This window comes from Streptomyces sp. NPDC020379, assembly GCF_044387105.1.
Classification (GTDB): domain Bacteria; phylum Actinomycetota; class Actinomycetes; order Streptomycetales; family Streptomycetaceae; genus Streptomyces.
On sequence record NZ_JBIRVR010000002.1, the window covers coordinates 390,051 to 407,241 of the forward strand.

A 17,191-nucleotide genomic window follows, 5' to 3' on the forward strand; every position below is an offset into this window, starting at 1 on the left:
TCAGGCGCCCCAGACGTAGTTCTTCTCCTTGAGGTGATTATAAACGTGGGCGGGAACACGGTACTTGCGTCCGGCCTCGAAGCTGTAGGTCTGCCGGTAGCCGATCGTGACATCCGTGATGTCCTCCACCACCTGCATCTCACGAACCGGATCACCGACCTCGACCGGCTGCTCCTCAACCACCACGTCCGGCTGCGTCAGGTCCACGACGCGGCTGCGTACCTCGTCGGCTATCTGCGCCTCGATGAGCTCCCGCTCAGCTGTCTCCTTCTCCGTCAGCTGCCGGTTCTCCTCCAGCTCCGCATTCACGATCGCGGTGTGGTCACGCGGCGAAATCTTCTTCCTGGGCGGCATCTGATACTCCTCATGTAACAACAGAGATCCCTTGCGAGAAAATCTTCGCAAGGGATCTATGAGAGGAGTTAGCGGAGCTCTATGGGCGCGCGACCCGTACGAGTCAGCATCTCCCCCGGGTGACGTGACGGCGGATGCGTTGACCCCTGCGTACAGTCCGGCCGTCTACGACACCCCGGAATTCCGCGCTCAGCTCACCAGAGCCGTCATAGCGCGCCTACGTGACTGGCAGGGCGACAAGGAGGAGCTGCTCCAGCTGGTCGAGGTCGTGCAGCTCCTCGAAGCGGTCCCGACGCCGCAGCACGGGGCCCCTTAGACCGCTCGCCCCTCTGCCGGAAGACCCCTCGCCCCCGAGAGGGGTGCACTCCACTCCCCCGGCACAGGGGCGAGCACCAAACGCCCGTCCGGCCGCCGCTGGTCACGACACCGGCCGGACGGGTCCCAAAGGCCCTACGCAGAAAGGGGGAGACGCCAGCGAACGGGGGACAGGCACGGCTCAGACCGGCACCATCAACGCATGGATGCGAGGTTTCTCGGATGGCCACCCAGTGCAGCGACTGCAACGGCAAAGGGACAGTACAGGTTGAGCGCCACCACAACATCGAGGACAACCCCGGCGGCAAGGAGTACGAAGAGCAGACGTGCTCCACGTGCAACGGGCAGGGCTGGGTCGACGCCGACACCCGGTCATGACTGACGGCCTCTGCCCCGGCCCGCACCACCTGTGCAAGGGATGCAGGGGCGATGGCACATACCACGCGCCCACGCTGTACGTGAGCCAGTCCGGCGAAGCCGGAGAGATGCAGGCGGCTCACCGGTGCCTCGCCTGTCAGGGCCGTGGATTCTTCTGCAAGCACAAGTCTCCATGCACAGGGGCACACGAGAACGGAACGCCGGTCATGGGACCGGACGCGCTACCGCCCGCGTAACGAGCAACAAGAGAGCCCCGCCCGGCGCCTCCCGGAGGAGTGCGCGGGCGGGGCAAGGTGGGGCTGCCGTTAAGCGTACGTGTCGAGTGCGCGCACCGCTTGAGCCCTCAGTTCTGGATCAGTCAACACGAAGCGGCCGATATGCGCCTGATCGTGTCCGTACATGGTGGACTTCAGATCCACGGTCCCCTGCCGTTCCAGCTTCCATGCGGCGTCGAGGAACTCCAGACAGCCCGGTTTGGGGATCAGGCTGCTACTCCAGCCAGCACAGATCAGCCAGCACGCCTGAGCATGTTCGAGTGGCTGACCATAGACGCTGGTGGGCTGATGTCGCGCCGCTACGTCCATGAGGGATGGCTCGCTGTTCTTCCTGCCCGGGATGGCCACGGTACCGATGACCGCCGCCAGGCCCCCTTCTGAGGTTGCATACCCGATCAGGCAGTACGCTGCCGGGTCCCATGTGTACCGTAGCGGTGCGATGGTCACTCTGCCGGTTCCGGTAACGGTTAGAGCCATGTGTGTTCCTCTGATCAGTTCAGCCGGGCCCCCGCCCACCACGATCCCATGAGCAGGGGCCCAACCGTTGCTACCTAGCCCCTACTTGACGATGTTGTCGCCGCACCCGTGGTTAGGGTTGGCTTCACCGTCGTCGCCGTCGGGGTCGTCCTCGGGGTCCACCTGAGTCACGTACAGGTTTCGCATTGCGTTACCTCCTACGTGGTGCCGACGCAGGGACGGTCCTTGCGCCGTCGTGCGGTGGTACACCCGCCCGGCCGCTCAGCCACGAGGACGACCGGGCGGGCGTTTGTTCCCGCCCCCTGCCGGGCTGGGGGAAGACGTCATCCGGCAGGGAGCGGAGTCTCATCGGCGGACAGTGCGCAGTTGCATCCGGTGGTGTCTGCCGACGGCTCTCAGCTGTCGCCGCTCATCAGCAGTTGCCGGACGGACCCGCCGACGGCGCGCCCTCCACTCGAATCCTGTGGGGCGCCTGATGAGGACGCTGCTGTCCGTGAGCTCGACGGCCACTCCGGGCAGCCCATACTCTGCGTCGAACACCACCATGTTTCTATGGAGTTGTGGCTTCAAGGGTCACAACCTGTGAGACAGCGGCCCTGAATTCGGCCAGGATGCGAAGAATCCGGCCCGCCTGCTCAGCTGCGGGCACCGTGAGATTCCCGAGGGAGATCTTGTATTCGGGGTTAGCCTGGTGCTCACAGGGATGGAGGATCTCCATATCCCAGGGCTCCAGACCTACCTCGTGCATCGCATTAGCCAGGTCTGTTGCGGCTCGCTCAGCCGCCTCGCGGTCCTCGTTGCTCCAAAAGCCTGGATCAATCAACGCGATCACCTTTCCGACTGGTCGATATTTTGGAGAATGCGCCATACGGTAAAGCCGCATGTTCAGACCCGAGGGCGGCGCGAGCCTCGGATGGGCTGCGCCTCGGTACCTCCCATTCGTCCAGCTGCCTAAGGAACCAACTGGTACTCACGCGGAAGGAGCGGGCGATACTGATGGCTGACTCTCCCTCGGCATACCTGGCAATCACCCCTTGTTTCTTGGCAACAACCTGCTCCTGAGACGACGTCAGCGACCGGGTCACTTGTCATCTCCTTCGTCTTCGCGCGCGAAGATCCGGAACAGGATCTCTTCCTCACTGAGTTCCGGCTCTCTCTCACTGAGTTCCGCCAGGCTTTTCTTTGTCTGGCTATCGAGAACCGCGAAGTGAGCGAGCTTCGCACCATACCGGTGATTCCCCGCTTTAGCGCTGACATTTGCGATACGACGAGTTTTCATATTTCACCTCCAAGCGAGTTCTTGAGTATTCCTGCGCGACCCTGACCCGAGTCGGTCGCCATGGGGCGTCGTTTGCTATCGATTCGGCCACTAGACGCAGAGAGGCCAACAGGCTCGGAGATTACCCTCCCTGCACACTCCCGGGAAGTAGTGGAACAGCGCGAGGAATTTGCCGAGTTCGCTCAGGCGCACCCATCTCGGTCAACGCTGGGGGCTCCGATTTCTCAGAGATCGCGGTGATGCCGCCCCAACTGACCACAAACTTACGGCGAGTCATGCGAGAAGCATCCGCTGTACGCTCGTGCTCACCCATCACGCATGCACTTCCCGTTCGTGACGAAACTGACTCCTCCGCACCGTCTGGCATTTTTCCGCATCTCCTTCGATATCTGCGACATAAATCGCAACCCGAAGCAGATCACATACCGTACAGGTTGAAGACCCGACGGAATCGTTTCCCTGTGCCAGCGCTTCGGGGGCAGCATTGCTCGCCCTATCCGGATAAACGGCAGGTAGCGCGCGGAGCGCCACGCGACCTTCCACGGAAGTTGGATCCTGCGGTTGCTTCACTCGGAGCAGTCCTCGCGCAACCCCTCGTCCTGGTCTCGATCTTCCGAGCAAGGAGGAGCCGAGGATTCCTCCCGCTGGCTCGGCTGCTCCACCCATGACATGTTTCGCGGATACGGAATCGGCGGAAACTCCATGATCACACTCCAACTCGACATTGAAACGGTCTGGTTGCTTGAGCAGAACGAGCCTCAAAACTCTTGCTGCGCGCCTTCAGCCGCCCGGAGGGCAGAAACCAGTCGCCTCCCCAGCGGGCCACGCTTCAGGTGCTCAAGCGGCAGCCAACTTGCACGAGCCTGCGCAGCCTTGGAATCCAGCACATCTGAGGATGTAAACGTCTGGAATACGTAGCGAAACGTCAGGCGTGAGCCCGAGTACCCCGCTCCCGGAATCTGCGGCGACACCTCGACCACGATGGGAAGGGTCTGCCCGGCCACAATCCAGACATCAGATGTATTACTGACTGCCACTACTGCGAGGAGTGCAGCCGCCCGAAGGCTCTCATCGTCTTCGGCGAGGCGCTGCTGAGGAAAAGGACCGCGCCGACTGTGCGGCGTCGTCAGCACCCGGTCCTGCTCATCGACCAGCAGCCCGCCCACCTCTACGACCGGGCACTCTGGGACACACGGTGCTCCCGCCCGTGCGTGGGCGCACAGTTGGGGAATCACCTGCTCCAGGAGGCTCTCCTCTGCCGGGTACCTCCGCCGGTAGTCGAAGATTTCTCGGGCGATGTCCTCGCGGTCGACGCTCACTCCGCACCTCCACGGGGTGCCGACGACGGGAGGCCGGAGAGCGCGAGGCTCACCATGATCGACTTGCCGACCTCGTAGGGCGTCACTTCCCAGCTCTGCGCCAGCGCCTGTACTAGGAGCAGGCCCCGGCCCGACTCGTCCGACTCTGCGGGCTCATGGGCTACTGGCAGCTCGGACGACTGATCCCTGACCTCGATGGTCAACGTTCCGTCAGCCAGTGACAGACACAGCTCGCACACGCCATCCGTATGCCGCACAACGTTCGCAAGCAGCTCAGATACCACCAACTGCGCGTTGTCGACATCAGGTTGACTCTCGCCCCCTACACCCCACAGGTGTAAATGGTTTCTGACGATGGACCGCATCCGCGTCACCGTCTCGGGCTCGATCTCCCGGAGCCTGACTCTGTACTGCTGGCCGGTGCTCTGCGCGATGACAGTCATGTCCCCTCCAGGCCCTGACTGTGCGTCAGGACAGAGTTGATCAGCTACCTGTCACACTCGGGGCGCGCTGTGTGACGGGAACCACGGTGCCCTTCACTCAGGCTCACCGTCAAGCTCCTGCATGGCAGATTGCCAAATCTCTGCCTCGCAGGCGCCGATCGCCCAGACTCGGCCAGAAGGGCAGCAGGTACGCTCAACCAACCGACTCAACAGGGGATGGAGGGCCGATGGCCGTCGTGACCAGCACCAGCCCGCTCACCGCAAGGCGAAAGCTGGGTGCTGCGCTGCGCAAGCTGCGGGATCAGCAGGGGCTCACCACGGAGGAGGTCGGCGCATACCTCGACTGTCACAACTCGAAGGTCAGCCGCTTCGAGAACGGCAAGCGCGCATGCTCGAAGAAGGACTTCGAACGGCTGATGGAGCTGTATGGGGTTGACGAGCCGCTACTGTCAGAGCTTGCCGACCTCATGATCAAGGGAAGGCAGCGAGTTCCGCCGTGGTGGCAAGCGTATGGCGACGTGATCAGTACGAACTACGCAGAGTTCCTCGCGTACGAAGCTGAAGCAGGTCGTTGTCGCGAGTGCCAGCCTCTGCTGATCCCGGGACTCCTTCAGACTGCCGACTACGCGCGAGCAGTGACCAGCAGGGGCATCGCGGCACTTGGTCCAGATCAGGTGGACACACTGGTCGAGGTCCGGATGCGTCGGCAAGATCTACTGAAGGAGACCGATCCGCTGTTGCTGGAGGCAGTGATCCACGAAGCCGCCCTGAGAGTTCACGTGGGCGGCGTGGCAGTCATGCGAGCCCAACTCCAGCACCTGGCCGAGATCTCCGAGCGGGACCACGCCTCGATTCGCGTCGTACCCTTCAATGCTGGCGAGAACGGGGTCACCACCGGAGCTTTCACCCTGTTCACCGCAGGGAAAGAGACCGATGACGACGACGTGGCCTTCGTTGAGTCCGCTGAGGCCACGACGGGCTTCCGAGACGACGCGCTGGCCGTCAAGCGGCTCAGCCGTCTGTTTCGGAACCTGTCGAGCTCGGCTCTCTCAGAACAAGATAGCCGCGAGCTGATTGAACGCATCGAGAAAGAGTTGGTTTGAGATGAACGATACGGCCGACCTGTACGCGGTCGACCTCAGTAGCTCCCAATGGCGTAAGAGTTCTTATACCGCCAGCAACGGTAACTGCGTTGAGGTCACCGACATCCCTGGTTCCCAAGGAATCGCCATACGTGACTCGAAGAACGTAGACATTCCTGCGGCACGCGCCTCTCGTCAAGCATGGGACATGTTCATCGATGCCGTCGATCACGAGATCCTTTCCTGATGGCGGTCACGCGAGATAAGGCAGATCTCTACGCGCTAGACCTGGGCGACGCGAAGTGGATCAGTGCTCCCGGAGCCGCACCTGACGACCGCATAGAGATCGCGAAGCTGCCAGGTGGGGCAATTGCCCTCCGTGTGCCAACCGACCCAAATGGGACCATACTTCGCTACACCGCCGACGAGTGGAAAGCCTTCGTGCTCGGTGTGAGAGACGGCGAGTTCACCTAAGGCAAATACAAAAGGTCCCCCATCTCCATCGATAGCTGGAGATGGGGGACCTTTTGTATTTGCCTGTGTTAGTTGGTCTCGATGGTCACGACACTCTGATCGGTGATCATGCCCATTCCGAGGATGCTGTACCCAATTCTGTTACCTCACACTGCGGGTAGCGTCTGGTGCTATGTCTTGTCTGCTTCTGGTTCGCACTGTTGCTGTGTGCGGGCTGGTCATTTCTGCCAGCCTCTACGGCTCTCACCGCAGTTCGGACTCTCTCTTCGCCCCGGTGGGGCGTCCCGTGCATAGTCTCTGAACCTTCCCGTCGGACCGTCAGGCCCAGGCGGGCTCGGCTGCTGATCACCCCTGCTGACTGCTTTTCGAACCGTCACGCTCGGGCTTTCGCCCCACGTTGTGGTGCAGTCAGGTGACGCGGGCGTCCCAGCAATTCTCGGGATTTTCACTCACCGCTTACGCTGCGAGGGCCCAGTTCTCATAGGCAAGTGCGTGCTCGCGGCCGAAGTCAAGGACACCGCCGTCTCGGAGTTCCACAGGGAGGCTGATTGCGTGGCCAAATGAATTGTCTCCGATTAGGCTGCTCTGGTAAACGATCTTGCTCGCCGCATTCTGGATCTGCTTGACCTGAGTGGTCTCCACAAAGATCACGTCATCGATGCGCCCGATCTCACCGATGGAGAAATTCCCGGGCTGCGAATAGGATGTAGCGTTGATCCAGGCCGGGTCCTCTCGCAGCCATCGGGACTGATGAGGATGGATGAACATGACGTAGGTATCGCCGAGACGCGGGATGTTCTTGGACGCAAGCGTCTCGACGCCATCCTTGACCGTACTCGCCGTCAGGTAGTGGCTTGTCAGGCCGTCACGACCGGCAGCAGCATCGCCCTTGTCGTAGGGCGAGAGCCGGGTTCGGGTTCCCTTCGTACCCGAGAGATCGAATTTATCCCGGCCGTAAAGCACTGATGTGGCCCCGAGCAGTACGTCCCTTGCGAGGCCGTCGATGTACTGGGCCATCGACCTCCCCAAAAGGCGGCTGGCAGAGGCCATTACATCGTCGAACGATGCGTTAAGCAGGAGCTCGGACACGGCAACGGCCTGGCCATGTTCATGGACTGTTATGGAGAACTGAGAGGCCGTTAGCGACTGGGTTTCCATACGGATACCTTCGGTCAGCTGCTTGGCCGGTGCCAAATTGTCATAGCGCATGAAGTTGATCTGCAAGCCGGGCGCAACTCCGAGCTCGGTCTTCTTCACAGCGAAATTCTCGTACCGCAAAATCGGCATGCTCTGGAAGCCATCTGTTACCCCTCCCTGAGGGAGTGACCAGGTCATTTCTGCCTGGTTCTGCATCTTCACCAGGTCGATGCAGAGCGGACTATATCTCCATCTCCAGAACTGGCCAGTTATGCCGACTAGCCAGTCCTATCGGAGATGCCTCGCGTGTAGTCTCTACGGAGTCCCCGGCACGGGTTCCCTCGGTATTCCCCTGACCTGCCTGGAGGGGTTCACCGATACAGCGTGGTGTTTACCCGACTGTCACCAGCCGGGGTCCCCTTCAGGCGTTGAGGATTTCCTTGCTCCAGATTTGCTGAATCGCTGGGGTGAGTAGGGAGTTGGGCCCCGAGTAGTTCGTCGGATTCGGGGAGAGGAACCCGGTACCGGTGATCGATGAAGCCATATTGTGGTCTCTCTAGTTCGAAGTGGCACGACCGGTCGTTGCAAGCAGCCCTTTGCGAGCCGCTTGCAGCCAGTCTCTTCCACCTCCTCGATATTGTGTTATCAGGCAGCAGAAAGCCCCTCACCTTCGCATGAGTGAGGGGCGGTTCTGGTTCGGGAAGGATCAGCCGAACATGCCCTGGTTACTGGCCCGTGTGGCGCCGGGCATGTTCGGCCGCGAGCGCAGCTTCATGTACTGGGACATCGGCATGTCCCGAATCTGCTCGGGCGTCAGTTCCATGGTCTCCCCCACAGTGCCGCCAGCGCCGATGCCGTAGCCCGTCGGCGCGGTGCCTCGCATGTTCGCCCGCGCCTGTGTCTGGGCCTGCTGCACGCTGGCGGCGATCTGAGCCGACTTCTCCTTCATGGCAGCGATGGAGGCGTCGATCGCCGACGTGTCATCGCCACTGATGAGGTCGAGAAGCTCCGGGGCGATTTCATTCTGAGCCGCCGCGACTGCCTGGGACTTGTACTGCTGGAGCTCCTGCCAGGCCCTCTCCTTGGCATAGAGCTCAGCCTCCTTCTGACGCTGCTCCTCGATCGCGGCCAGGCGTGCCTCGAACTCGGTTCGCTGCTCCTCCACAAGGGCCTTGGCGGACAGCTCAGCCCGGCGCTTGGCCTCAGCCTCCTCGTCTGCCCGCTTCGCGATGTCGGCCTTCGCCTGCTCTTCCGCCTCACGGGCGGCACGCTGGGTGGCGAGTTCCTCCTGGAGCTGCTTCAGCGTCTCCTCCTGTGCGCTCAGGCGGCCGTAGAGCTGCTCCTTCACCTCAGAGCGGACGCGGTTGAGATCGTCAGCAGTAAAGGTCTTGGACGGGGTACCGGGGACGGCGTCGGTCGGGCTCGTGGTGGCAACGGTTTCCGGGTTATCCGGCGTGGTCTCGGCAGCAGAGGGAAGGGTGTTCACGTCCATGGGAGTTCCTCGTCTTAAGCAGCGATGTCGGTGTCGTCGTACTTCTGCTGGCGCTGCGGCAGTCTGGTGCCGTGCGCCATAGTCACGACTGTGTCCATGATCTTCTTGGCGTCCATGCCGAAGTCCAGGGAAATCCCGGACTCGGCAGGTTTGGTGCTCTGCTCCGGAACCTTAGAGTCGGTGCTGCCCCGAGTGTTATCGGGCGTGGTTCCGTCCGGCGAGCCGAAGATTCCTGTAGCGATGGCGGCGTTGATGAATTCCAGCGCCCCGCGTGCCAGGGCGTCCTGCTTCTGTTCCTCCGTGATTTCGGCGAGCTTCTCGTCGGGGAACTCCTCACCGAGTTCGTAGAGGGCGCTGCGCTTGCTCTCCAGACCAAGCGCCATCTTCAGCTGGATCTCGTTGAGCTTCACCAGGTTGTCGACGGGCAAGGGGGTCGGCCAGACGATGTCGACCTTGTAGATGTCCGGGTCCTTCATGTTGAGGACGTCGGGCTGGGACTCGTCCTTCTTGATGCCGCCTGTTTCGGCGTCGTATTTCAGGGTGTCGGGCTCATGAGTGAAGAGCGTCAGCAAGATCAGCTCGTTGATCTTCTTGAACCCGAGGGTGAACTGCATCTGCTTCAGGGATGCGCGCTGGACCAGCGGCTGGAACTGGATTGCCAGAGCCACCCCTGACGTGTTGCTCACCGGCTGCATGGCACCGAGGGCTGTTGCCGGTACGCCGACCAGCTCGTGCATGGAGTTCTTGATGATCTCCAAGTACTCCAGCGGGCCCTTGAGGTCGACGCCTGATTCCAGGTTGAAGACTGAGGCATCCTTCGGGAGTCCCGACCACAGCTTGCGTGCCCCCTTCTCCAAGTTCGTAGCTTTCGCGCCCAAGAGCACAGTGGTGGGGGCTGCGTGATAGTTGACCACGTCGGCAATGTCGTTGGTGACGTTGTTGTACTCGCGGTTGAGCGGGATGATGTCGTCGATGTCGCTCTTGCCCCAGGGGCTGCCGGACACCGAGATGTTCTTGATGTGAGCTATCGGGATGATCCCCAGTGGGTTGGGGCGTTCGTCCACCAGGTCATCGTTGATGAACTCCCTGATGGATTCGTCGGTCAGCTCCTCGACGTACGTATACGTGGTCCGGGTTCCCTCTGTTGAGGTGCCGAAAAACTTGTACTTGATCTTGCAGCGGACCAGCTTCCCCCGGTCGTGGGGATGCCATTCCGGGAACACGTGGGCAGAGGAGAGCGGGAGGATACGCACGCGCCCGGGGTGTGTCCGGCCTGCACCATCAGTCCAGGACTCCTCGTAGGCGACCTTCACAAAGCTGTCACCCGTCACCCCGCCGTTCTCACCGATCTCATAGAGGAGCGATCGTTTGTCGTTGTCCTCCTCCCAGGCACGCCGCAGCAACGCCGGGACGATGTGCTCGTACTTCTTCTTCACCTCGAAGTGGATGCCCCTGCCGAAGGTGAAGTGATTGACGTAGCGGCACAGTGCACCCGTGTAGTTGATGGTGTTCTGCGTCTCGCCAGCCTCACGCCGATAGGAATGATGAAAGCCCAGATAGAACGCCCAGTTGGTGGCATAGCGGCTCAGCCGCTGGCCATGGACCTCGTGCTCCTCATCGCTCAGCTCAATGAGGCCGAGGGGGCTGATGGATATGGCGAGGTCACTGCTGGCCGCCCTCATCGACGGCGGGTAGAAGGCAACCGACATGGACTCACCCGTATGCGCTCGACATTCAGTACGGGCACAATTCTTCGTCCGTGACGGTCATACCTGTTAAAGCGAAGGGCCCCGGGCACATCGCCCGGGGCCCTTCTCAGCGCTCAGCAGTGGCTACTTGTCGGAGATCCGTGCGTAGTTCGGCCGGGCCTGATGACCTCCATCGCGAATGGCCGCCTGGTACTTCAGCTCAGCGCCGGAGCCTGCACCGTCAACAAAGGAACCAAGGAAGTTCGGGCCTTCCGGCCAGGCCGCCGACCCGACGTGCGCGCGTTCCTTGAGCGTCTCAGCAGCAGGCTTGATCCATACAGACTTGTTGTGATTCGGCCGGCCGGGAGCCGTCTCATACCCGGAGAGCGCCCCAACACCGAAGTCGCGAGGTACATCGGTATCTGTTCCGATGCCTTCCTCGAAACGAGTCCGGCCCTTGCGTACGGAGTTGGAGGCGGTCTTACTGGTGTACTCGGGACGCCCACGCTCCGGGACACCGGGAGCAGGGGCAAGGGGGCTGTTCGGCATATCACTACCTCATTCTGGAGAATGCACTCATCGCCATCGTCCAGAAGGACCCGCCCAAGGTGTTAGCCGTACATCCATTTCCAGTTCGAGCTGTTGAGGCGTGGCACGGGGATGTGCTGGTACGGCTCCCCACTCTTCAGTGCGCGCAGATTCTGTACCGCACCTCCCCGGCCGGAGGGGACGCTGATGGTGTACTGCCGTCCGCCAGGCATGACCTCCCAGACCGAGTACGTGATGGGCTGGGCAAGCGTGGGTCCGTCGGATGCGGGGAGGGTGAAGTCGGCTTTCCCCTCGCGGATGGGGATGCGGGCTGTCTGCGGCAGCACGACGATCCCCGTCGTGCTGTCCACCAGCGGGGAGTTGGCGCGTACCAGGAGGCTGGCCCGGTAGGTGTCCGCTGCGCTCCCCCACATGAAGACGGCCTGGATGTGGACCTGCTCGATGTGCGCCGGGAACGGGGTCGGAGGTTCGGGAGGGTCCCAGGTCCACGTGGGGTGCTGGGATGTCCACCCAGGGATCCACCAAGGGTCGCGCCAGCCGCTCACCGCACGTCCGCGCGCACGGCCAGGGGCGACGACCGGCGGCCCTCCGGGGTGACGGCCACCATCTCGAAGAGGAGTGTCCGGGAACGGACGACGCAGTCCTTGAACACCCAGGTGAACGACGTGAGTTGTCCGTCAAGCTCCCCCCACCGGGAGTGCTGAGTGCCCTCGACCTCGCCCTCGCGGATGTAGATCCGGTAGAGACCCGGAGCGCCCGCCAGCGGGGCCTTCCAGCTGAACGCGAACTGGGGGTTCGTGCCGACGACGGAGTACGTGACCGTGAGTCCGGTGGGGGCTGTGGGCTGGCCTGGGCGGCTCTGCTGGATCGTGTAGCCCGGCATGAGGAAGGGGTCGTCGACGGGCACCACGGGGTAGAAGCGGTTCGGCCGGAGCCCGAGCTGGGCGTCCTTCAGGGAGTCGGCAAGGTCGGCCTTGTCGCGGGTGAGCTGTGCGTTTGCCGCCGTCAGCCGGGCGATTTCCCGCTTGAGGTCGTCGGTGGGATCGGGCGGGGTCGCCATGGTGCCTCCAGATGGTCAGCGAGTCACCCTGAATTATCCGAGGAATCGTCTCCTCACCGGTAAAAGACGTTGTCGCTCGTCTGGACCTCGGGCATGGAAAGCTCCGCAGACGCCCAGGTGGACAGAGCGAGGGAGTCGACATAGTCATCGTGGGCACCCGCTTCGTCCGGTGCCTCCACGACGATGTTCGGCCCCTGAAAGCGGAGTTCGGCATCCTCCATCTGGGTTCGGAAGCGCTTCCAGGTCTTGAGCCTGCGGGCCTTGGAATGACCGGGCCATGCGATCTTTCCGCGCCGCATGAGATCCATCAGATGCTTCCACCGCTTGGACTGCGCGCCGAGGTCGGAGTTGCATTCGATGATGTCGACCTCGGGCATGAGCACCTTGAGCCGGGAGGCAACCACGTCACCGACACCCCCCACATCAATGGCTATAGCCCATATACGGTACGAGGAAAGGAAATCAACGATGCGGAAGAATTGCTCTTCCCACTCCAGCCCGCTCAGGTCAAGCCAGTTGAGCACCCGATGCTCGTACGTACCGTACTCATCAGGCCGATCCCACCCCACCCAGGTCACCGTCACGATGGTCGAGTCCTGCTTCCGGGCCGGATCGATACCCACCAGCACCGGATGGGCGTTGTACGCCTTCACCGTCTGCATAGTCGGATCACAGAGCCGGTCGAACTTCTCGCTCGTGGTGAACATGCCCTTGTCGAGCATCCAGACGAGCCTGTACGACAGCTTGAACTCGTCGGAGTCCTCACCCATCTTGAGCTTTTCAGCCTGAACATAGATTCCGTAGTCAGGATGCGCCTTGGCGACGTCCTTCCACGTGGCCTCGAAGTGGTTCTGCCGGGCGTTCCTCTTGGTCTGCTCCCGCTTATTCTGCTGAATGATCTTGTAAAACACTCCGCGAACGTAATTCGGGGTCCCCGTGAGGATCATGGTCCCCCGAGTGCTCGCCAGCATAGGCGAGATCGACTTGTTGATCACCCGCTCGTCGGCAACCTGAGCCTCATCAACGAGGACCACGTGATAGGTACGACCCTCGATCTGGGCCCGGGGGTGGCAGGTCTGCTTACGCACCAGGGACCCTGACTTCGTCAGAGTCAGCTCCTGGGACCGCGCCGCGACCTTGTCATCAATCTCCGGATCATTCACCAGCTCCTGGGCCCGCTCCGAGGTAAGCCGGGACACGAAACGCCCAAAGAGATTCGAGGCCATGTCCTCGACAGGGGCGAACGCCCCAACCCACACACCCTCTTTGAACCTCCCCATGAGGTTCGGGAAGACCGGGGAAAGCCGGGGAAACATAATCATGGCCGCACTGATCGTGTTGACCAGCACCTCGGTCTTCCCGGATTGGCGTGCCCAGCATGCAGTGATGGTCTTGGCATCACCGATGATGAGCGACTCCAGGATACGTCGCGCCATCGGTGTCTGATAAGGGCGCAGCGGGTGGCCTGAGAGTTCGTCGACGACCAAGAGCATCTTGTCGAGGATCTGGTCTACGGTCTCCTGACTGAACTCCTCCTGGACGTACTGGGCGACGACATCTTCAGCTGCCTCTTCTACTGGCTGCTCGACGACTTCAGGCATGGACTTTCCCCTCGAACCACTTGGAATGGTTCGAGGCTAAAATTCAGGCCGGATAACCTGTTACCGACCAATTCCCGCACCAGCACGCCAGGTATGGGTGAAAGGATCACTGGCGAGTAGGGTTGTCCCGGCCAAGTCATCGAGGGTGGGGAGGATGCCGTGGACGTCTTCAGCGCAGCCGGGTGGGGGTCAGCCGGAGTCCAGTGGGGAGCTGAGTTAGCTGACGAGTGGCACGACCGCGACAAGCACGGCGCCGCCTGGGTAGCGCAGAAGAAGACGGCATGCCGGGGCTACGCCTCCCAGTGCAGCCTCTACTCAAGGAGCCACCGCACCCTCACCGTTGCCTCAGCGCTGGGGCTTGTCGGCGGTTTCATCGCCCTCTTCGTCACGATGCTCTCCAAACCCTCCGGCGACTACGACGAGCGCTACAACTGGGTCGAGCCGGACCTCACCGTGCACCACACGCTCATCGCGATCTTCTACACCGTCATGCTGGTATCGCTTCCCCTCTACGCTGGGGCGGCGATACGCACCTTCACAAGGCTGATGCGGGCCTGGAACAAGGTCGAGCTGAAGAGCCAGATGGAGCAGTCCCGCTCCGGCCTGGAGTACGCCGCCAGAACCCTGTCCCAGCCCGTCTACTGGATGTTCACCACGACGGGCCGTGCCGTCATCTCAGCTCTGCCGCTTCCCCGGTGGCACACACGGCTGTACCAAGAGGCGATCTACCGCTGCCTGTACCGGGGAATCAACACCACCGACCTGCCCGGCACTCCATGGAGCAGCTGACTGCACGTTGGTTCCACGGCGTGACAGCGGCGGACGGTGGGCAGTAGACGGGTTCTACGCCGCGTCGGCCTCGGTGAAGCAGCCGCAGCCGCCCCAGTCAAGGTGGTCCAGGAGGCTGGGCTGGTCGGCGTGCTGCTGCTCAGCGCGGCGGCGGAGTTCGGCGAGGGTGAGCGGTTTGGTGGTGCCGCCGGTCCGGTCCCGCAAGATCGCCACGTCGCCGAGCTTGATACGCATACGCGCCTCGTGGGCTTCGGCCTTGGCGTACCGGTCGGGGAAAACCTCCAGGAGGCGGAGCCACTGAGCCTGACCACCCTTGACGCAGGAGCCACCGCAGTTGTTGTGCTCGAAGCCGAGCCGGTAGAGCCGGGGCCGACGGATGCCGAGCGTCTCCAGCTCGGCGAGGAGGTCACGCTTGTCAAGGTAGGGCGCTCGGGTGAGCGGTGCTTCGACAGTCCATGGGGCCCAGCCCTTGGCTATGGCGGGCATCCGGTGGGTCTCGGTCCAGTCAATGCCGACGTAGAGCATGGTGTCCGTGGGGTCGGTGTTGGCGGTCAACCAGGCGCGACAGGGGTCCTGCTTGAGTGCGTGGGAGCACTGGGCGATACGGGTGTTGCCCAGCCAGCTGGCGTCCTGGAAGACCTGCCAGGGATCGCGTTCCCGGGGGTCGGTGACGCGGGTAATGGGAAGGCCGAGCTGGGCGCTGGCCTCACGGTTGAACCGGTGGAGGTCGGGATCTTCGGCGTTGGTGTCCGCGAACAGCAATGTCGTGCTGGCCGCCCCGTGGGTCTGGATGACGTGGCGGGCGGTGGCCCAGCTCGTGATGCCGCCGGACCACATGACCACGTGGTGGGACTTCATTCCCCATGAACTCCTCAAATAGAGACGTTAGTTAGCGGTTAATCGGTGCCAAGGCACCAACCTCACGAGGTGGCACAGCTAGCTCAAGATCGGCGCGCTAGGGTCTCGAAGGCGGCGACGAGAACAACCAGCGCTTCTGTGCCCTTCTCCAGGGCTTCCGGAGCCGTGCCTATCTCCAGGTCGCGAAGTGCGGAAATGAGGTTGCTGGCCTCGTTGTCTGCCCAGTCCAGCACCTGTGCGCGGCCGGACCTCTCCATAAAGCGGCGAGCCTTGTCCCGATGACCGTGACCTGCCAGGAGCCGCTCCAGCCTCTTCGCTACTCGCATTCGTGCATCAGCCCCAGCATCTCCAGCAACTCCATCTCCTCATCAACATCAGCGGCCTGGCGGCCGACGAGCTCCCGTACCGTCTCCCGGTCAGTCATCGTCGCCCTCCAGCACCAGCTGTCCCAGGCGGAAGACCGTGGCCATCGCTGCGTCCTCGTCCGCCAGGGGGGCTCCCCATTTCCCGAAGGCGAGAGCCCGCAAGCCACCTATCCGTACAACAACCGTGTTCTCACAGCGCCGGTACGGCTCGGACATCTCCTGCGTCCACGTCCGGTAGACGAGCCGCTGTCCCGGGTTGACGCTGATTCTGCGCATAAAAGAGTTCCTCATGCCCGTGAACATATTCAGAGGCATGAGGAACCTGTTAGGCGATGCGTCGGTACGGGTAGTTGTTCAAGGTTGACTTGATGTAACGCCCTTCGCTGGATGCTTTCTGAACGTGCCGCCAGGCGTTCACTGGCACTCGGTAGTATTCGTAGACAGCCCCGCCGCGATCACCACGAGTGTGCTCGCCCTTGCGGAACATAATGCGCAGCGTGTGTGTGCTGTAGTCGTACCCAGCAGCCACCGTGCGCGGGCGGGCCTTGTCCTTGCTGATGGTGTGATCGGGGTAGGTGTCGAAGGGGACGAGGGCATCGGTGTCACCGCCGTTGAAGGCTTCCAGGCGCTGCCGAGCCTTGGGGCTGGCGTTCTTGCGCACCTGGTGCTGGAGACGGTCGAGTTGCCGCTTCGAGTATTTCCCGGACTGGAGCTGAGGCTGCGGAATCTCGCGAGGTTTGGGGTACTTCTTCGCCATAGAGCTGCTCCTGCTAGTCGACTTCATTCAATCGTCTGCCAGTGGAGCCAGCAATTGTTAGGGGGTACGAGCAAGACCCCCGTCCTCCGCCAAGGACCGGGGTCTTCTGCTTCTTAGGCATGTCCGCCAGGGTTACTTCGGCTGGCCGCCCATGGGAGTGCTCACGAACTTCGGTCGGCTCTCACGGTCGACGACCTTCAGCCGCTCCAGCACCTTCAGGTGCTCGGTGTACCCACGCCTGATGGCTGCCTGGATCTCTTCCATGGTGCTCAAGTGCTCGGCCTCGTCAATCGCCTTCTGGGCGACCTTCCCGTACCCCAAGGCCGTGTCTATGGTGACCTCGAACTTACCGAGTGGGACGTTGATTTGAACGGTGCCAGCCTCCATGCCGTCGACCACAACAGTCCACGTTCCCCGTGTCTCGGTCTTCCGAATCTCTATGTCCACCCGCGTTGCCACCATCAATTGTGTTCAGCATTCGCTCTTCCGAGCCCAGCAA

At 62.2% G+C, this 17,191-nt stretch carries 22 protein-coding genes; 6 read left to right on the forward strand and 16 right to left on the reverse strand.

The genetic code is table 11. The features are described 5' to 3' along the window. A complete protein-coding gene (locus ACH427_RS04285) occupies positions 1 to 354 on the reverse strand; it encodes a hypothetical protein (RefSeq protein WP_398867835.1) in 354 nt (117 codons plus the stop codon). Positions 355 to 493: 139 nt separating this feature from the next. Here ACH427_RS04285 and ACH427_RS04290 point away from each other — a divergent pair, with 139 nt between their 5' ends. After that, entirely contained in the window at positions 494 to 670 is a 177-nt protein-coding gene (locus ACH427_RS04290) for a hypothetical protein (RefSeq protein ID WP_398867836.1), read from the forward strand. A 221-nt stretch (positions 671 to 891) separates the two neighbouring features. Further along, on the forward strand, positions 892 to 1,047 hold the full coding sequence (locus tag ACH427_RS04295) for a hypothetical protein (protein ID WP_398867837.1): 156 nt from the start codon (positions 892 to 894) through the stop codon (positions 1,045 to 1,047). A gap of 305 nt (positions 1,048 to 1,352) precedes the next feature. On the opposite strand, the gene ACH427_RS04300 is transcribed toward ACH427_RS04295, so the two are convergent. The 4 genes from ACH427_RS04300 to ACH427_RS04315 all read right to left on the reverse strand — a co-directional run bounded on the left by ACH427_RS04300 (position 1,353) and on the right by ACH427_RS04315 (position 4,840). Next, the gene (locus ACH427_RS04300) at positions 1,353 to 1,769 is read right to left on the reverse strand and encodes a hypothetical protein (protein ID WP_398867838.1); all 417 of its coding nucleotides are present in this window, start codon (positions 1,767 to 1,769) and stop codon (positions 1,353 to 1,355) included. A 1,111-nt stretch (positions 1,770 to 2,880) separates the two neighbouring features. Then, positions 2,881 to 3,078, reverse strand: a complete 198-nt coding sequence (locus ACH427_RS04305; RefSeq protein WP_398867839.1) for a hypothetical protein — start codon at positions 3,076 to 3,078, stop codon at positions 2,881 to 2,883. Between the two features lie 758 nt (positions 3,079 to 3,836). After that, positions 3,837 to 4,397 (reverse strand): hypothetical protein, encoded by a 561-nt coding sequence (locus ACH427_RS04310; RefSeq protein ID WP_398867840.1) that lies wholly within the window; start codon positions 4,395 to 4,397, stop codon positions 3,837 to 3,839. Further along, positions 4,394 to 4,840 carry an ATP-binding protein gene (locus ACH427_RS04315; protein WP_398867841.1) on the reverse strand — a complete coding sequence of 149 codons (447 nt, stop codon included), beginning with the start codon at positions 4,838 to 4,840 and terminating at the stop codon, positions 4,394 to 4,396. The genes ACH427_RS04310 and ACH427_RS04315 overlap by 4 nt, the downstream gene beginning before the upstream one ends. A 227-nt stretch (positions 4,841 to 5,067) precedes the next feature. Between ACH427_RS04315 and ACH427_RS04320 the strand changes: the two genes are divergently transcribed. From ACH427_RS04320 to ACH427_RS04330, 3 genes are read left to right on the forward strand one after another with little or no spacing between them, the layout of a single operon-like run. After that, positions 5,068 to 5,943, forward strand: coding sequence for a helix-turn-helix domain-containing protein (locus ACH427_RS04320; RefSeq protein WP_398867842.1), 876 nt, complete (start codon positions 5,068 to 5,070; stop codon positions 5,941 to 5,943). 1 nt (position 5,944) lies between these two features. Then, a complete protein-coding gene (locus ACH427_RS04325) occupies positions 5,945 to 6,169 on the forward strand; it encodes a DUF397 domain-containing protein (RefSeq protein ID WP_398867843.1) in 225 nt (74 codons plus the stop codon). Beyond that, positions 6,169 to 6,396, forward strand: a complete 228-nt coding sequence (locus ACH427_RS04330; protein WP_398867844.1) for a DUF397 domain-containing protein — start codon at positions 6,169 to 6,171, stop codon at positions 6,394 to 6,396. Before ACH427_RS04325 ends, ACH427_RS04330 begins: the two co-directional genes overlap by 1 nt. A gap of 456 nt (positions 6,397 to 6,852) precedes the next feature. Here the strand turns inward: ACH427_RS04330 and ACH427_RS04335 are convergent, their stop codons facing one another. The 7 genes from ACH427_RS04335 to ACH427_RS04365 all read right to left on the reverse strand — a co-directional run bounded on the left by ACH427_RS04335 (position 6,853) and on the right by ACH427_RS04365 (position 13,923). After that, the gene (locus ACH427_RS04335) at positions 6,853 to 7,749 is read right to left on the reverse strand and encodes a N4-gp56 family major capsid protein (protein WP_398867962.1); all 897 of its coding nucleotides are present in this window, start codon (positions 7,747 to 7,749) and stop codon (positions 6,853 to 6,855) included. A gap of 490 nt (positions 7,750 to 8,239) precedes the next feature. Next, on the reverse strand, positions 8,240 to 9,025 hold the full coding sequence (locus ACH427_RS04340) for a hypothetical protein (protein ID WP_398867845.1): 786 nt from the start codon (positions 9,023 to 9,025) through the stop codon (positions 8,240 to 8,242). Between the two features lie 14 nt (positions 9,026 to 9,039). Then, the gene (locus ACH427_RS04345; protein ID WP_398867846.1) at positions 9,040 to 10,734 is read right to left on the reverse strand and encodes a phage portal protein; all 1,695 of its coding nucleotides are present in this window, start codon (positions 10,732 to 10,734) and stop codon (positions 9,040 to 9,042) included. Positions 10,735 to 10,857: 123 nt separating this feature from the next. After that, positions 10,858 to 11,262, reverse strand: coding sequence for a hypothetical protein (locus ACH427_RS04350; RefSeq protein ID WP_398867847.1), 405 nt, complete (start codon positions 11,260 to 11,262; stop codon positions 10,858 to 10,860). A 62-nt stretch (positions 11,263 to 11,324) separates the two neighbouring features. Then, on the reverse strand, positions 11,325 to 11,675 hold the full coding sequence (locus ACH427_RS04355; RefSeq protein ID WP_398867848.1) for a hypothetical protein: 351 nt from the start codon (positions 11,673 to 11,675) through the stop codon (positions 11,325 to 11,327). Positions 11,676 to 11,803: 128 nt separating this feature from the next. Further along, entirely contained in the window at positions 11,804 to 12,322 is a 519-nt protein-coding gene (locus ACH427_RS04360) for a hypothetical protein (RefSeq protein ID WP_398867849.1), read from the reverse strand. A gap of 53 nt (positions 12,323 to 12,375) precedes the next feature. Then, positions 12,376 to 13,923: a terminase large subunit domain-containing protein gene (locus tag ACH427_RS04365; protein WP_398867850.1), complete on the reverse strand. Its 1,548-nt coding sequence runs from the start codon at positions 13,921 to 13,923 to the stop codon at positions 12,376 to 12,378. Positions 13,924 to 14,082: 159 nt separating this feature from the next. Between ACH427_RS04365 and ACH427_RS04370 the strand changes: the two genes are divergently transcribed. Continuing rightward, positions 14,083 to 14,712, forward strand: coding sequence for a hypothetical protein (locus ACH427_RS04370; RefSeq protein WP_398867851.1), 630 nt, complete (start codon positions 14,083 to 14,085; stop codon positions 14,710 to 14,712). Between the two features lie 54 nt (positions 14,713 to 14,766). On the opposite strand, the gene ACH427_RS04375 is transcribed toward ACH427_RS04370, so the two are convergent. From ACH427_RS04375 to ACH427_RS04390, 4 genes are all read right to left on the reverse strand, one after another. Further along, positions 14,767 to 15,570, reverse strand: coding sequence for a hypothetical protein (locus tag ACH427_RS04375; RefSeq protein WP_398867852.1), 804 nt, complete (start codon positions 15,568 to 15,570; stop codon positions 14,767 to 14,769). Positions 15,571 to 15,986: 416 nt separating this feature from the next. Beyond that, positions 15,987 to 16,211, reverse strand: a complete 225-nt coding sequence (locus ACH427_RS04380) for a hypothetical protein (protein ID WP_398867853.1) — start codon at positions 16,209 to 16,211, stop codon at positions 15,987 to 15,989. A gap of 49 nt (positions 16,212 to 16,260) precedes the next feature. Continuing rightward, entirely contained in the window at positions 16,261 to 16,692 is a 432-nt protein-coding gene (locus tag ACH427_RS04385) for a KTSC domain-containing protein (protein WP_398867854.1), read from the reverse strand. 132 nt (positions 16,693 to 16,824) lie between these two features. Then, positions 16,825 to 17,139, reverse strand: a complete 315-nt coding sequence (locus tag ACH427_RS04390) for a hypothetical protein (RefSeq protein WP_398867855.1) — start codon at positions 17,137 to 17,139, stop codon at positions 16,825 to 16,827. Positions 17,140 to 17,191 lie beyond the last annotated feature (52 nt).

Excerpts from the sequence above, each read along its gene's own strand:
- ACH427_RS04320 (WP_398867842.1), top strand. The coding sequence starts at position 5,068 with ATGGCCGTCGTGACCAGCACCAGCCCGCTCACCGCAAGGCGAAAGCTG.
- ACH427_RS04330 (WP_398867844.1), top strand. The coding sequence starts at position 6,169 with ATGGCGGTCACGCGAGATAAGGCAGATCTCTACGCGCTAGACCTGGGC.
- ACH427_RS04345 (WP_398867846.1), bottom strand. The coding sequence starts at position 10,734 with ATGTCGGTTGCCTTCTACCCGCCGTCGATGAGGGCGGCCAGCAGTGAC.
- ACH427_RS04380 (WP_398867853.1), bottom strand. The coding sequence starts at position 16,211 with ATGCGCAGAATCAGCGTCAACCCGGGACAGCGGCTCGTCTACCGGACG.
- ACH427_RS04285 (WP_398867835.1), bottom strand. The coding sequence starts at position 354 with ATGCCGCCCAGGAAGAAGATTTCGCCGCGTGACCACACCGCGATCGTG.
- ACH427_RS04340 (WP_398867845.1), bottom strand. The coding sequence starts at position 9,025 with ATGGACGTGAACACCCTTCCCTCTGCTGCCGAGACCACGCCGGATAAC.
- ACH427_RS04385 (WP_398867854.1), bottom strand. The coding sequence starts at position 16,692 with ATGGCGAAGAAGTACCCCAAACCTCGCGAGATTCCGCAGCCTCAGCTC.
- ACH427_RS04325 (WP_398867843.1), top strand. The coding sequence starts at position 5,945 with ATGAACGATACGGCCGACCTGTACGCGGTCGACCTCAGTAGCTCCCAA.
- ACH427_RS04315 (WP_398867841.1), bottom strand. The coding sequence starts at position 4,840 with ATGACTGTCATCGCGCAGAGCACCGGCCAGCAGTACAGAGTCAGGCTC.
- ACH427_RS04375 (WP_398867852.1), bottom strand. The coding sequence starts at position 15,570 with ATGAAGTCCCACCACGTGGTCATGTGGTCCGGCGGCATCACGAGCTGG.
- ACH427_RS04355 (WP_398867848.1), bottom strand. The coding sequence starts at position 11,675 with ATGTGGGGGAGCGCAGCGGACACCTACCGGGCCAGCCTCCTGGTACGC.
- ACH427_RS04305 (WP_398867839.1), bottom strand. The coding sequence starts at position 3,078 with ATGAAAACTCGTCGTATCGCAAATGTCAGCGCTAAAGCGGGGAATCAC.
- ACH427_RS04365 (WP_398867850.1), bottom strand. The coding sequence starts at position 13,923 with ATGCCTGAAGTCGTCGAGCAGCCAGTAGAAGAGGCAGCTGAAGATGTC.
- ACH427_RS04295 (WP_398867837.1), top strand. The coding sequence starts at position 892 with ATGGCCACCCAGTGCAGCGACTGCAACGGCAAAGGGACAGTACAGGTT.
- ACH427_RS04360 (WP_398867849.1), bottom strand. The coding sequence starts at position 12,322 with ATGGCGACCCCGCCCGATCCCACCGACGACCTCAAGCGGGAAATCGCC.
- ACH427_RS04350 (WP_398867847.1), bottom strand. The coding sequence starts at position 11,262 with ATGCCGAACAGCCCCCTTGCCCCTGCTCCCGGTGTCCCGGAGCGTGGG.
- ACH427_RS04335 (WP_398867962.1), bottom strand. The coding sequence starts at position 7,749 with ATGCAGAACCAGGCAGAAATGACCTGGTCACTCCCTCAGGGAGGGGTA.